At 59.8% G+C, this 14,037-nt stretch carries 11 protein-coding genes and 1 pseudogene; 11 read left to right on the top strand and 1 reads right to left on the bottom strand.

Going from position 1 to position 14,037, the window contains the following annotated elements; translation table 11 throughout:
• Nucleotides 1–85: 85 nt before the first annotated feature.
• From RQ479_RS11640 to RQ479_RS11600, 9 genes and pseudogenes are all read left to right on the top strand, one after another.
• Nucleotides 86–200, top strand: a pseudogene (locus RQ479_RS11640) (ornithine cyclodeaminase family protein); the annotation flags it as partial.
• A 165-nt stretch (nucleotides 201–365) separates the two neighbouring features.
• Complete coding sequence (locus tag RQ479_RS11635) at nucleotides 366–1,154, top strand: WecB/TagA/CpsF family glycosyltransferase (protein ID WP_376705171.1); 789 nt, start codon at nucleotides 366–368, stop codon at nucleotides 1,152–1,154.
• Between the two features lie 163 nt (nucleotides 1,155–1,317).
• Nucleotides 1,318–2,637, top strand: coding sequence for an oligosaccharide flippase family protein (locus RQ479_RS11630; protein WP_376705170.1), 1,320 nt, complete (start codon nucleotides 1,318–1,320; stop codon nucleotides 2,635–2,637).
• A 10-nt stretch (nucleotides 2,638–2,647) separates the two neighbouring features.
• On the top strand, nucleotides 2,648–4,414 hold the full coding sequence (locus RQ479_RS11625; protein WP_376705169.1) for a GNVR domain-containing protein: 1,767 nt from the start codon (nucleotides 2,648–2,650) through the stop codon (nucleotides 4,412–4,414).
• Nucleotides 4,411–5,721 carry an O-antigen ligase family protein gene (locus RQ479_RS11620; protein ID WP_376705168.1) on the top strand — a complete coding sequence of 437 codons (1,311 nt, stop codon included), beginning with the start codon at nucleotides 4,411–4,413 and terminating at the stop codon, nucleotides 5,719–5,721. Before RQ479_RS11625 ends, RQ479_RS11620 begins: the two co-directional genes overlap by 4 nt.
• 294 nt (nucleotides 5,722–6,015) lie before the next feature.
• Nucleotides 6,016–6,585: a hypothetical protein gene (locus RQ479_RS11615; RefSeq protein WP_376705167.1), complete on the top strand. Its 570-nt coding sequence runs from the start codon at nucleotides 6,016–6,018 to the stop codon at nucleotides 6,583–6,585.
• Nucleotides 6,566–7,645: a glycosyltransferase gene (locus tag RQ479_RS11610; protein ID WP_376705166.1), complete on the top strand. Its 1,080-nt coding sequence runs from the start codon at nucleotides 6,566–6,568 to the stop codon at nucleotides 7,643–7,645. The genes RQ479_RS11615 and RQ479_RS11610 overlap by 20 nt, the downstream gene beginning before the upstream one ends.
• Before the next feature lie 249 nt (nucleotides 7,646–7,894).
• Nucleotides 7,895–9,100 carry a glycosyltransferase family 4 protein gene (locus RQ479_RS11605; RefSeq protein WP_376705165.1) on the top strand — a complete coding sequence of 402 codons (1,206 nt, stop codon included), beginning with the start codon at nucleotides 7,895–7,897 and terminating at the stop codon, nucleotides 9,098–9,100.
• A complete protein-coding gene (locus RQ479_RS11600; protein WP_376705164.1) occupies nucleotides 9,097–9,501 on the top strand; it encodes a recombinase family protein in 405 nt (134 codons plus the stop codon). The genes RQ479_RS11605 and RQ479_RS11600 overlap by 4 nt, the downstream gene beginning before the upstream one ends.
• A gap of 37 nt (nucleotides 9,502–9,538) precedes the next feature.
• Here RQ479_RS11600 and RQ479_RS11595 read toward each other — a convergent pair whose 3' ends face one another.
• Entirely contained in the window at nucleotides 9,539–10,753 is a 1,215-nt protein-coding gene (locus tag RQ479_RS11595) for a right-handed parallel beta-helix repeat-containing protein (RefSeq protein ID WP_376705163.1), read from the bottom strand.
• Nucleotides 10,754–10,947: 194 nt separating this feature from the next.
• Between RQ479_RS11595 and RQ479_RS11590 the strand changes: the two genes are divergently transcribed.
• Nucleotides 10,948–12,606, top strand: coding sequence for a GMC family oxidoreductase (locus RQ479_RS11590; RefSeq protein ID WP_376705162.1), 1,659 nt, complete (start codon nucleotides 10,948–10,950; stop codon nucleotides 12,604–12,606).
• Between the two features lie 34 nt (nucleotides 12,607–12,640).
• Nucleotides 12,641–13,801 (top strand): glycosyltransferase, encoded by a 1,161-nt coding sequence (locus RQ479_RS11585; protein WP_376705161.1) that lies wholly within the window; start codon nucleotides 12,641–12,643, stop codon nucleotides 13,799–13,801.
• The last annotated feature ends 236 nt before the right edge of the window (nucleotides 13,802–14,037 follow it).

Here is a 14,037-nt window from a genome sequence, read left to right as displayed (position 1 = left end):
TATTCCGAACGGGAAGCTGGCGGGCGGCGCTCTCATCGGAAGTACTTAAAAGGGGTATCCCTTGTTCTCTCCGTTGCGGCCCTGGACGTCGGCAGATGGCCATATCGGGCGTCAAGATCGTCATGGTGTCGCCCGACAACAATGCCGTAGGCAAACCCGCGGTGATGGGGCTTTACCTCCTGCTCGACGGCGCGAGGGGCCGCGCATTCCATGCGCTCTTTCGGCACCACAGAGAGAACAAGGGATATTCTTTTTAAGTACCTCCGATGAGCGCCGCCCGCCAGCTTCCCGTTCGGAATAGCAATTGAACTCGAAGTGCTCGCACGCTGTGATGATGGCTCACCATTGCAGCAATCGAGGGTGGCATGACAGAGCTCGCGATCGATCAGAGAGTGGTGCGCGAGCAAGTGCTTGGGGTACCCGTGCACGCTCTGGGCTTGGCGCAGGCAGTCAACTGCGTCTTCGACTGGGCCCTGCGGCGGGAGAGCCGAACGGTTTTTCTGTGTAATGTCCACAGTGTCGTCACCGCCCGCCGCAATCGCGCCCATGCCGAAGCGATGGATAGCGCCGACCTTGTCGCGCCGGATGGAGCGCCGGTGGCCTGGATGCTGAGACGGCAGGGACACGCGGCTCAGCCGCGCATCGCCGGACCGGACCTGATGTGGATTTGTTGCCGGAGGGCATCGGAACTCGGCTCGGCAATGTTCCTGTACGGCGGCAGCCCGGGCACCCTCCAGCGTCTCGAACAGTGCATTCGAACCGAGTTTGCCGGCATAAACATCGTGGGCTCTTACTCACCTCCGCTCCGCCCTCTGTCGGCCGAGGAGGATGAGGCAGTGGTCAGAATGATCAATCAGTCCGGTGCGAGGATCATGTGGGTGGGGCTCGGATGTCCCAAGCAGGAAAGCTGGATGCAGGCGCATCGCGGCCGGATCAATGCGGTCATGTTGGGGGTAGGAGCAGCTTTCGATTTCCACGCCGGAGATGTCAAGCGGGCGCCGCAATGGATGCAGAAGAGCGGGCTGGAATGGCTGCACCGGCTCTTCCAGGATCCCCGCCGACTGGCGAGCAGGTATCTCGTGACGAACAGCCTGTTCATCCTGGCTTTGCTGCAGGCATCGCTGCTTCCCAGGCGCAGACTTCGTAACGGTTAGAGGGAGGCGGAACCAGTGAACACACTCGGACCGCCGTATTGCCGATCTTCGCCAACTCCTTCACGGCCGGCTGTTCTTTGGCGCTGCTGCTGGGAGGCGGCGCTGCCCATATCTGAACGGTGTGGCTTGCATTGCCTCGACAGGCACCTGACTGGAGGCTACCATGACTTTGAGCAAACAGGCCGCCAGTCTGGCTGTCCTGCATGTCGCCGATGTCCTGCAGCCGCTAATCATCTTGCCCTATGCTGGGCGTGTCCTCGGACCCTTGAGTTTCGGGCGGTATGCCTATGCGCTCGCCATCGGACAACTCGCTGCCGTCGTCGTGGCCTATGGATTTCATTGGACCGCGCAGCGCAGGGTTGCTTCCCTTCGATACGAGCCGACGGCGATCGCGTCCCTCGTTGCTCAGGTCATGGCAACCAAGTCAGTGCTATTCGTTGCCGTATGCCTGGTTGGCCTTGTGCTGGCCGGGGACGTGCTGGCGCTCAGTAGGCCGACATTCTTGTGCGCGATGCTCTCGGCCGCCGGCGGCATTATTTTTCCGGCATGGCTCTTCGTCGGCCTGGAACGCGCCTGGCAGGCGGCCGTCGCGGTGGTTGTTGCTCGCGTTCTGGCGCTCGTCTGTTTCGTCGCCATGGTCGCATCACCTGACCAGGTCGCACTCGCCGTTGCCATCCAGAGTGCAGTTCCCGTCGTCAGTGGCGTCATCTGCTTACCTTTCATCCTTCCGATTGGGCTCGGCGGCTTCAGGTCCGTGACACTTTCGACGATTGGAATGCAGCTGCGCAATGGCTGGAAGGGATGCCTCTTCATAGCGGTGGAGACTGCCCTCGTTACCCTCCCTGTCGCCCTTGTCGAGCATTTCGAAGGTTATGTCGCAGCCGGACAGTATTCTGTCGCCGAAAAGTTCCTACTAGCCGCGCGGGTATTTTTCAGGTTGCTTATGGATACTTTTATACCGAGGGCTTCATACTACGCTCATGTCGACCCTGCTGCCGGAATACGACTGATAAGGAGGTCGCTATTCACCGTAGCCGGCGGGATGGCGATGAGTATTGGAATGTTCTTTGTTGCTCCATATATAATAGTGATTCTATTTGGAGATGAATTTTCCGGAGCGACACCTATCGTGCGTGCAATGGCAATTATACCATTGCTGATGAACATAAATACATTCACATCAAATATATTCATGTTCAGTTACGGGTATGAAAATGAATGGGCCGCCCTTAACGCATCCGGTCTCCTAGTATTCCTGGTGGCCGCATATTTTTTGTCTTTCGTCATGGCGGAGCAAGCCATTGTTTACGCGATGGTGGCGAAGGAAGTCGTCGTGCTGGTGGTTTCAGCCGGCTTCTTCCTCATTGGCGGAGCGGCCGTCCTTCGCACGGCGGCGGCTTGCGACGCAGGCCGGGTGCGAGGATATCCGCCGGCGTCCCAATCCGCGCCGTTGGAGCATGAGGCCGATCGTTTCCGGTCGTAGGAGAGTCTGTATGTTCGCCACTGATCACTTTCTCGTTCAGCCGTCCGGGTCGCCTCACCAGCCGATCCCCCCCAAGGATCGCGACGAAGTGACCGTGAAAGACGCCTTAAGATTTATTCGAAGCTGTTGGCGCCTTTGCCTCCTCTGGATGGTTGTGAGCCTTGGTGTCGGCGGCGCATATGTGGTCCTTTCGCCTGGATATTACACCGCCTATGCGACGATGCTCCTTTCATCTCCGCCCGCTTCGCAACCGGGCGAAGCTGAGGCAGATGAGCGGGTCTATGTAGAGAGCCAGATACAGGTCATTCAGTCGGACGAGGTCGTCGGACGCGTTGTTGACCACACTGGCTTAGCGGAAGACGAAGAGTTTGTGATGGATGACAGCTTGCGCAGCCGGATCTCCAGCTATGTGCGGGGCCAATTGGCGTCTCTCTTCGGCACCGAACTGATGAGGGCGGAGCCAAATATTCGGCATGAGGCGATGGTCCGTGTGAGGCGCGCGTTTTCCGTTCGTCAGATGGGTTCCTCCAGCGCCGTCGAGATCGAGGTCACGTCTTCCGATCCTCAGTTCTCGGCCATGCTCGCGAATGCGATCGCCGACGGTTACATCGGAAATCAGCGCGAACGCCGGCAGGCGGCTCGCACGGAAGAAACATCTGATCTGCACAAGCGGCTGGCGGAACTTCGGGAAAAGGCTTTTGTGACCGAATCACTGACGGAACTGCCATCGGCCCCTGAATCTGCGGAGAGGGCGAGAGTCCTTATCCGCGAGCAGCAGAGCGCGGCCGAGGTTTATCGCTCGCTTTACAATGCCCTTCTGCAGCGGACCCACTCCGATTTTAGCGCCTCGCTGATCCCGGGCGCAAGGGTCATCACGGCGGCCGAACCGCCTCGCCAACGCAGTTGGCCGCCAACGGTCCTAATGGCAGCGCTCTCCGTTATGGCCGGTGGGATTGCCGGCGTTGGTCATGCATTGATCAAGCAAGCAATGAACTACCGCCTGATAACGGTCGAAGATGTGCACAGGTCGACCGGCCTTGATCGGATTGTAGGGATCCCCAGAATTCCCCGCCGCAGGTGGAATGTTGTGGGCCCATGTGAGCAGTTTTTGCAGCCCGTCTACTCAAAGGACGCTCCCGAGCTTGACAGCTCGCTGAGCAAGATTGCCACCCGGATGCGCGGAGTTCAGGGCCGCCAAGTGAGCAAGATTGCCACCCGAATGCGCGGAGTTCAGGGCCGCCAAAGCGGATTTGTAGTCGGCGTTGCTTCACCCCTCGGCAAGTCCGGAAGCTCCACGGTGGCGGTTCATCTCGCAAGGGTCATTGCGGCGACCGGGCAAAAGACACTGCTCGTTGATGCCAATTGGCAAAAGCCATCAATGGACCAGCCAATGCTGAACGCGGAGCCAGGTCGCAAGCTCGCCAGGGCGTTTGCCACCATTCCCGCGGATCAGGAAGAGCTGGAAGTTCTGGTTCTCAGGCCCACGGGGTCAATCTCCGAGTTGAATGCCTCGCTCTCCATCTCCGCTGCACTCCAGCATCTGCAGCAAGAATACAGTTGTATAGTGGTTGATTTTCACAGCACCGACCGCACCGCTGATCTGGAAGCGGCCATGGGCGTCATCAACGAGGTCCTTTTGGTGCTGCAGGCACGCCGCACTTTCGCGGACCACCTCGAGAGAATCCTGCGCATCATCCCTGCAGAGAAACTCTCGGCACTAATTTTGACCAGGATCAACCGTGCGGCTTTCAGTCCTGACCGGGAATATAGGCCATGACCTCGCCAGGGACATTGTCACGCGGGAAGGGTTCAAAGCCGGTCGACCTCGTTTGCAGCCATTCCCCTGACGTGCTCGACTACACCCTCTTTCTCTCCGGCATTTGGCTGGCCTGCGCCCTCGCAATATCCCTGCGCTTGCTTGGCCCTTTCTTCATAGTGATTCCGGTCGGTATCTGTCTGGTCTATGCCGTGCTGCGGCAGACGGTACCGCCTCGTCTGCTGGCGGTCTACACCGCCTTCTGCCTCTTCATTGCCCTGCTGTCCAGATACGGGCTGATGCCGGATTCCTGGCAGGTTCACTTCCTTCAAGAAGCAGTCATAAGGCAAATCGTCCCGATTGTGGGATTCTTCGCCGTCGCATGGGCATCCAAGGCTTATTTCCGCCGCAGGCTGATGAGCGGCAATGCCTTTTTTGGTGCACCCGTTTTCCTGTTCCTGTCTCTCGTTGTCGCGCCGGCGGTGATGTTTCAGCAGGACGTGCAATATCAGGGAGCATCTCCACAAGCCACGATACCGATTCTTTATGGTTCGCTGATCAACAACATGGCCATTGCCGTGTTTTTCATTGCAGGCGGTATTTTTCTGACGAACGACTGGCGCCGATACGGCGGCATTTTGCTCTTATTGGGAATAGCCCTCGCCAGCCCCTTGGCTCAGTTCAAGGTGCTCGCGGTCACGATGATCGTCATTCTAATTGGCGTGCCCGGCCGGTTGATGGCCGCAGCCCTGGCGACCGCACTGACTTCGGCCTATGTCGTCGGGCTGAACTTCATACCTCAAACCTTTGCTCTGGACCCAAATTCCGGGATCCGACTCGCGTTCATTTCGGACGCACTCGCATCGCTTGCGGATACATACGGATTTGGCATCGGATTTGGGAAGGAATCGGTCCGATGGCGATATGAGTTTCCCGGGTTCGAGGATACTACCTTTCTTCCTGACACCAGGAATATTACGCATACCAAAATGCTTGAGATACTCTCGACAGGAATTCACAATTCGTTCTTTCAAGCCATATTGCGGACGGGGGTCATTGGTTTCATTTTGATCGTGTCTGCCATTTTGGTGGCCTTCCCGCCAAATCGACTGCCACGCGGTGTTAGCAATCATGCGTCCACAGTCTTCATCACGATTTTCCTCGCCATGTTCGTCAATCCAGTCCTGGAGAGCCCTGTACAGATTGTGGGAATTGCTTTCTCATACGGCTATTTGATTGCACTTCGCGCCAGCGTTCCGGCCTTGGCTGTGGAACCCCCTCCAGTTGAAGCGGGTCGAACACAGCATTGCGCTTGTTCATATATCTGACCGAACATGGATGCGGCCCACCCGACATCGGCGGGCTATCGGTCTCGGTAGAAGGGGATCGCGTTGTACCGATTTTGGCGCGGCAGGAGCAGGAGAGCCGTCCGCTGATGTGCCTCATGCGTCGGCGCCGTGCCGCTTCCATGAGGAGTGCCTCGAAAGAGCCAGCGAGCCAGCCATTTTGCCTCGGCGTCGGCTATGCCTCTTCTGGTAGCATAGGGCCATCCACTGCGCAGTTCGCCCGCGCCGGAGAAACGCGTGCTATGTCGCCCGTAGAGATACGGGGCAACCCGTTGGGTGACCCATGAAGCTGTTGAGATCCTTGTTGTCGGCGCTGTCGATGACCATGGCTTCGACCCGCCTCGCTTCGCTCGCTGGCGCGGCGAATATGTCAGACAGATGAACAAGCTCGACAGTGAACGACAAATCGCGGCCTTGGGAGAGCTACAGGAGGCCTATATGAATCTGGTCCAGATATCGGCGCGTCTTGAGGGTACTGCGCAGAAGCTGGCGCTTACAGGACAAGCGCAATCCACCTTGCTGGTAGCCGCGGACCGGCCCGACATAACAGTCCATAGAAAGCGAGAGGAGGGGGCCGAGACGCTCCCCGGCAGCGAAGTTCTCGGGCTTGCGCCCAGCGACGTTGTGGAGATCGTTTTGCCAAAGGCCGACTTTGCCGGAGCCGTTGCGTCGTCGCCACGGGTCAACGGTGCCGAACTGACATTCAACGGAGCGATCCCCGATGCGCGTTTTGCTAGTTCACAATTTCTACAGGATAAGGGCTGGAGAGGAGAGCGTTGTTGGGGAGGAACTCGCGTGCCTCAAGCAGAATGGGGTCGAGGTCGAGTTGTTCTCCGCCACCAATGACGATGTCGTGGGGGTCTCTCGAAAGATTTCGACCGCCCTGGGGGTTGTCTACAACCCCCACTCACGGCGGGCCCTGTCACGTAAATTGAGGGAATTTTCACCGGACGTCGTCCACGTTCACAATTTCTTTCCCCTCCTGAGCCCCTCCATCCTGGATGCGTGCCGGGATGCCGGCGTGCCATCGGTAATGACCTTGCACAATTTCAGGATCATCTGTCCCAGCGCCCTGCTTTATCCCGATGAGAGGCTTCGGGAGCGAAGTCTCCACCACGCCTGCTGGTGGACCATTCCGAAGAAGGTCTACAGGAATTCCCTGCTGGGCACGCTCGCCCTTGCCGCAATGGTAGAGTTTCACAAGAAAGCCGGCACCTGGTCTCGCAAGGTCGACCGCTTCATTGCCCTTAACGATTGGGTCAGGGACAAGCTTGTGGAAGGAGGCCTGCCTGCCGAGCGTATCGTCGTCAAGCCGAACACGGTTGCCAGGCCGCCGATCTTCGGTGACCTTCGTCGCAATGGAGGGCTGTTCGTCGGACGACTGGATGAGCATCACAAGGGGGTGGCCACACTGCTCGAGGCGTGGAAGCAGATCGATTACCCGCTGCGGGTCATCGGCGCCGGGACTCTGGCTCCGCTCGTCGAGCAGTCCGCGGGCGGGCGCGTGGAATATCTAGGGCCTCAGCCGCGCGAGACGGTGTTGAAGGAGATGCAGGCCGCAGAATTCCTGCTCTTTCCGTCGAAAGGGGCTGAGATGTTTCCTACTATGACCGTCCTCGAAGCCTTCGCGAGCCGGCTTCCGGTCATCTGTTCGGATATGCCGTGGATCAAGGGGGTCGTGGAGCCAGGCGTCACCGCCCTTGTCGTTCCTGCCGGCAATGCCGGCGCGTTGGCCGACCAGGTGCGTTGGGCGCTTTCAAACCGATCCGCCCTTGAGGAAATGGCAGACAGGGCCTATGCCGCCTATGAGGAGCGGTACACACCCGAGGCAAACCTCAGTCGGCTGATGGCGATCTACGAATCGGTGATCAGGCGTCCAGTCCGGGCCTTTGCGGCGGTGTCGTGAGGTGACGTCGGCGCCGGCGGGAGCCTACCAGGACCGACCGAAGTTTCACGCGTTGTTGAGCGCGGCGCCGCCACGTCGGATGGCGTGGGTACTCGCTGTTCGTTATTGATCAATTCGATCTTAGCGTGCCATGTGCTTCGCAGAGGTTCAAAGGCCTGCCCCGATCATGACCACGTCTCTTGCTTTCGTTTCTCCAACAGCTACGGGTGCATCGGGAATTGTGGGCAGCCAATTAAACGGCTTGGGAAAATGCGTATTGTACTGACCCGGGGCGAACCTTTGGATTTGCCTGACGGAGTGAGCATCTTCATTGTGGCACTTGCCCAGGCGCTGATAGAGCTCGGGCACCAGGTCCAGATCGTAGTAGGCGCCTTCGAAAGCCACGCAAAATTTGAGCGGCTTCTTTCTCCTCGTCTCGTCTTGCCAACAATCGGATTGAGCCGGACACCTTTGACCGGGCCGGCCTCGGTCGCGGCGTGGCTGCGAGCGATCGGCATCATCAATCGCTTCCGGCCGGACCTTGTCATTCAGAGTGAGGCGGTGCCGCTTCCGCTGCATGGCACGATCGTGCAGACCGTCCACGATCTTCAGAGGCGGAAAGGAGGGCTTGCTGCAGCCTGGCGAGCCATTCGACGGATAAGCACGCGGCGCTGCCACCACGTCGTCGCCACTACGACCGAGCTTCAGGAAGAAGTCGTGCGAGATCTTGGGCTGCCAAGAGTCCGAATCCTGAAAATTCCCGAATGCATCGATCGCCAGTCATATGCGTCTCGTGGGCTGGCAGATCGCGAGCGGGCAATCGTCCATGCCGGCACTTCGCCCTACAAGGTGCCGGAGGTGACGATCCGGGCATTCGGCGCCCTCAACGACACTTCCGTACGGCTCTACGTGACGGGTGACATCACAAGACCGGTGCGGGAGGCGGTCGATGCTCTTCCTGAACCGATAAGGCGGCACGTTGTCCTTCTCGGCATGGCAGAGGGAGCACGCGTTCGCGAGCTACACAGCCGCGTTCGCGTCGCCGCTTTCCCCACGCGCTATACGGTTCCCGTCACCTCAGCAACGGTGATGGAGGCGATCGCCACCGGCACACCCATCGTCGGGTCTTCAAGGGTCAGCCGGGATCTGCTCGCGGATGACGTGAATGGGGCAGTGGTCGAACCACAGGCCGACGCGATGGCCGCAGCGCTGAAGGCGGTGCTGGACGTTGATGACCTTTGGTCGCGGTTGTCGTCGGGTGCCCGCGAGAGGGTTAGACAGTTCGATGCTCACAGTGTTGGAAAGCAATATCTGGAGCTCGCGAACCCCTCTGGATTGCGGTCCAACATCGGAATCTCCGTGAAGGGGGAGAAAGACAAAGGGATTGACGAACCGCGGCTTGCAGATCGTCAGCGGCTTGTCGGGCCCCTTGCATCCCATTCCCTGAACGCTTCTTACGGTTGGGCAGGGCGGTGATCATCGGCTACTGTCGTATCAACACCTTCGAACCCGCTGCCAGGCTGGAGGCGCAAAAGCTTTATCTTGCCCGCTTGGGAGCCGAGAACTTCTTCTGCGAGAAGACTAGCATATTCGGTTCGACGCCGGAGTTGGAGAGGGCGATCGCATGTGCCAGGAAAGGAGACGTGATTGCGGTCACGAAGCCGTACCGTGTTGCGCGCACAACCCGCGAAGTGCTAGCGCTCATCGAAAGGCTTGGCAGCAAGGATGTCGGTCTTCGCATCGTCGACACACCTGTTGATACCAGCACGACGACGGGACGCATGATCCTTGCATCGGCGCCTCTCTGGACGCTTGGGATGTCCCCGCCGCGGTCAATGCTAGCAGACCTGTTTCTCTTTTGGCGTCGTCGTGGGTAGGGCATGGTCGAAGGCGACGCGCCAGCGCACCCTCCGCTCACCGCCAGTTGAAGGCAAGCCGCAATGGCGGCCTAGGATCAAATGTCTTGCGCTCGATGGACCACCCGGCATGCACGGCCGCCGTTTCCCAGATGATGTTGCCGGGATTGGCGAGCGCGTAGACGCAGCAGTCCCTAACGCTGTGCTTTTCAGCGCCTTCCGATATCCGAGTATGGAACGACAGGCCGTTGGATGTCGGGGCGTCCCTGCCGTCCCGCGGCTCATTGTAGGTGTCCCGGCTCCGGCAGCGGTTGAACGAGCATCCGCCACTGCCGACATCATCCTGCGGGACGGCCGAGAAGGCGCCGTTGCCCTGTTGAACGGCATCGACGTCTTCGACCCGGCAATTGAAGCTTCCCTCCAGCATGACGCCAGCCCCGGTCGGGCTGTTGTTATAGAAGACGAGTCCACGCCGAACGGCACAGCGATCCGAGTGAAAGACAGAAATATTGTCCTCGGTCCAGGAGGTGGGACCATTCTCGGCCGAGAATTCTTCCAGGCTCGTATCCGGAGAGCGGTTGAACTGCACATTCTGTCCACGCGGGAACGGCCCGCGCGCGTCGTGGAGTTCGAGGAAGCTCATCTGGGTGCCCGGACAGTCGACGACATAGATGTTGGAGGAGCCGCGGGACGCCCTGACACGGATGATGATCGTATCCGGGCACCTTTCCAGCTCTATGTTGTTGCGGTTCTGGCTTGGTCCGATCCCCGAGGGGGGAACGCCGACATGATCGATCTCGAGCTCCTGCAAGCGTATTCCGGCGGCTCCCCAGGCGTATATCCCGCTGCCCATGGCATGATGGATGCGGCAGCTGCGGACAATGACGCCCTGATGGAGTATCGTGATCCCGTTGCCTTGGGGGGCATAAATATCAAGATTTTCAATGATCTGCCCATCTGCGCGCGAGAGCACCGGTCCGCTTGGACGCAGAATGGTGGCCGCGCCCCCGAACCATTTACCGCCGCCCGATCCCCCCATGCCCAGATGCAGTGCTGCGCCGACGACGCCCGAGACGGGCAGCGCCAGCCCGGCAAGGAGACAGCGCCGATTAGGGCGGGACCTCAAGAGATTGCCGGCCGCGCGACCCGTTCGGGTGTCAGACGTCGGCTCCGCTTGCGCGGAGACGTCGAGGTCGCCGACGAGATGCAGATGGGCATGCCGCATCCGTCCTCTCGGCAAGGCGGCTTCCTCGGCGAGATTGTCGTCAGGCATCCCCATCTCCCCTGTGCGCCGGCCGGCGCAGGTTCGCCAAGAATGCAGATTGGCGGCAGGCTTGTGCCCGCACAGCATCTCTCCACTCAGCCCGCCGCGAAAGCCCTTCATAAGGCTTAATACCGATGGGCAAAGTGCCATCTGCCGGATTTCCTGCCATTGTTTGAAGCTGGCGATAAGCGGAGCGCGAACCGATGTCGGTCGAGGCGGATGTCTTTGACTATGTGATCGTCGGAGCCGGGGCGGCAGGCTGCGTCTTGGCCAATCGTCTGGCGGCTGACGGGACCAATTCGGTCTGCCTGCTCGAGGCGGGACCGTCCGACAGCAGCATCCTTCTGCACGTTCCGGCGGGACTCTACAAGACATGCTCGAATCCGAAATATGCCTGGCAATTCGAAACGGAGCCGAGCCCGGGCACGGCCAATCGTTCCATTCCAATGGTGCAGGGCAAGACACTAGGCGGGTCGACCGCAATTAACGGGATGATCTACAACCGTGGCGCCGCTGCGGACTTCGACGAGTGGGCCCGCCAGGGCAATCGAGGCTGGGGCTACGCCGACCTGCTGCCCTATTTCAAGAGAACCGAGCGCAGGCTTGGGGCATGTGATCCCTTCTACCGGGGGACTGACGGGCTGCTTCCGGTTACAGACTGCGATTGGCGACATCCGCTTTGTGATGCATTCATCGAGGCCGCGCTCAATGCCGGTGTCCCGCGCAATCCCGACTACAATGCGGCGAGTCAGGCCGGCGTAGGCTACTATCAGCGCTATATCGACAAAGGATGGCGCGTGAGCGCAGCGCGGGCTTTCCTGCGGCCGATTGCCAAAAAGAAGAACCTGGAGGTCCGCACGAAAGCGCAGGCCACTGCCGTCCTGTTCGAGGGGAAGCGGGCTATCGGCGTTCGATATGCACGAGGAGGGCCGGGTCATCCAACGAGCTGTGTGAAGGCCCGTAACGAGGTGATCCTCTCGGCTGGGGCCGCGAACTCACCAAAATTGCTGCAGCTGTCGGGCGTCGGTGCTGCGGGTATGCTCTCCGAGCTCGGCATTCCGCTCGTGCACGAATTGTCCGGTGTCGGCGCAAATGTCCAGGACCACTATGCGGTCCACCTGATCGCCCGGGTAGAGGGTATTGAAACGGTTAGCGGACACGGCGTCGCCCTCCTGCGCGAGGCGGCCAAATGGATGCTGGGCCGCCCGAACTTTCTCGCCGTCAGCCCGTCGCTCGTCTACGGGTACGTCAACTCGCGGGATCTTCAGTCCACCCCCGATATCCAGCTTGAACTTGCCCTGGGCAATTATACCGACCACGGCGCGCGGCGGTTTCCAGTCATCAAGCTTGGCTACTATCAGTTGCGGCCGAAGAGCATCGGACACGTGCGGGCCGTCTCGGCCGATCCGTTTCGAGCTCCGCTCATCCAGCCCAACTACCTCGCCGATGATCAGGACCGGCAGGTCGTGGTCGACGGCATGAAGACTGTGCAGCAGCTGTTTCGCGCCCCCGAGCTAAGGCGCTACAACTGCACGGAAGAGCTTCCCGGCCCGAAGATAACGGACGACGCCGACCGTCTTCAGTTCGCCCGCGAAATCGGGCTGACCACGTATCATTTGTGCGGATCGTGCCGGATGGGCCCACTTGTCAGTGCTGCATCTGTCGTGGACGACCAGTTGCGGGTCCACAACATGCAGGCCTTGCGGGTGGTCGACGCCTCCATCATGCCCGCCGTTCCCTCGGCCAACACGTCGGCCGCTGTGTTTATGATCGCAGAGAAGGCGGCAGACATGATTCTTGGCCGACAGCCTCTTGCGGCGCTGGAGCACGATGGGCCGGTCCAAGCTGCAGCGGCCGAATAGTCGAAAGTTGAACGACAATTGGCGGGAGAATTCCTTGAAGAGACGTACACTTGTTGCCTCTGAATTCAACGCGAAGGACCGGGCACACTTTGCATTGGCTTATGAGTTCTGCCGCATCGTTGCCGAATGCGAGGATGCCGATCTGATCGCCCCCGGCATCGACAACTACCTCACGAGGCGCTTTCACGCCATCTTGCCAAACCACGACGCCCACAACGTCCAGCGTGACTTCAACAGACTGACGAACGGGATTCGCAAAGGTCTGGGGTTAATGAATGCGCCAAGCATTGAGCATGTTCGGCTCACGCAAGATTATGACCTTTTCTTCTTCGTGGCCTGGAGCCCGCAAAGCCTTGTAGAATTGTCCCGCATCCACGACTGGCGCGGCCGCTGCAAGGTCGCTGTCGCGTATCTGTTCGAACTCTGGTCGAGCACGCTCGAACAGGACCGCCAATATCTCAAGCTCCTGGACCAGTTCGACTACGTGTTCCTGTTGCACAGCGCCTGCATACCGCGCCTGCCTCAATACACCCGCACGCCCTGTTCCTTTCTCCCCACGGCTGTCGACGGCCTTATTTCAACGCCGTATGTGTCGCCGGTTAAGCGCGTGGTCGACGTATATTCGATCGGCAACCGAGCTGCGAAGATACACGGGCAGCTTCTGAAGCTGGCCGAAGAGCGGGACCTTTTCTATCTGTACGACACGCTCGCAAGCACGGGTTCCCGGGTCAAGGACTGGCGTGAGCATCGGTCGCTGCTCGCCAACGTCATCAGGCGCACGCGTTATTTCATGGCTTTCAGTCCAGCGACGCTGGCAAACCACAGGTCTGGCACGGTTGTCGGCGAGCAGGTGCTGCCTGCCCGTCTTTTCGAAGGGGCCGCGGGCGGCGCCGTCATGCTTGGGACCGCGCCGCAATGCACCGAATTCGGCGCGCACTTCGACTGGCCAGACGCCGTGATCGAGGTATCACCAGACTCGAGCCATATCGCAGACGTAATTGGCGAACTCGACGCAAACCCCTGCCGTACGGAATTGTTGCGCCGGACAAGTGCGGTCCGTTGCCTAGAGATGCACGATTGGGTCTACCGCTGGGATCACATCCTTGCCACGATCGGCATGGAGCCGCTCCCACGCCTCCACGTTCGCAAGCTCCAGCTGCGACGGATCGCCGCCGATGCTATGGCGCTCGCCTAGACGATCAGGCCCGAAAATGAGACCCGGTTTCGGGTTCGGTGCTCAAGCGGTGCCCAAAAAAGAGAAAGGGCGGCAGTTTCGAACCGGTCGCTTCCGTCGGAGCGTCCGCCGCTCCAGTTCTGCGCGCGAGAGCATATCATTTCGAGGTACTCGAAGGGCTAACAGGCGCCGGAAGCGGGCAAGGAAGCTCGGTGTGTCCGCTGGCTCTACCCTTTGGGGTTAGAGCTTATGCCGAA

The organism is Mesorhizobium sp. ISC25 (genome assembly GCF_042295465.1).
Taxonomy (GTDB): Bacteria; Pseudomonadota; Alphaproteobacteria; order Rhizobiales; family Rhizobiaceae; genus Mesorhizobium.
This window is presented reverse-complemented; position numbering and strand designations above follow the sequence as displayed.

Bases quoted from the DNA above. Each gene is read 5' to 3' on its own strand.
- RQ479_RS11620 (WP_376705168.1), top strand. From the start codon at position 4,411: ATGACCTCGCCAGGGACATTGTCACGCGGGAAGGGTTCAAAGCCGGTC.
- RQ479_RS11625 (WP_376705169.1), top strand. From the start codon at position 2,648: ATGTTCGCCACTGATCACTTTCTCGTTCAGCCGTCCGGGTCGCCTCAC.
- RQ479_RS11605 (WP_376705165.1), top strand. From the start codon at position 7,895: ATGCGTATTGTACTGACCCGGGGCGAACCTTTGGATTTGCCTGACGGA.
- RQ479_RS11630 (WP_376705170.1), top strand. From the start codon at position 1,318: ATGACTTTGAGCAAACAGGCCGCCAGTCTGGCTGTCCTGCATGTCGCC.
- RQ479_RS11590 (WP_376705162.1), top strand. From the start codon at position 10,948: ATGTCGGTCGAGGCGGATGTCTTTGACTATGTGATCGTCGGAGCCGGG.
- RQ479_RS11635 (WP_376705171.1), top strand. From the start codon at position 366: ATGACAGAGCTCGCGATCGATCAGAGAGTGGTGCGCGAGCAAGTGCTT.
- RQ479_RS11595 (WP_376705163.1), bottom strand. From the start codon at position 10,753: ATGCCTGACGACAATCTCGCCGAGGAAGCCGCCTTGCCGAGAGGACGG.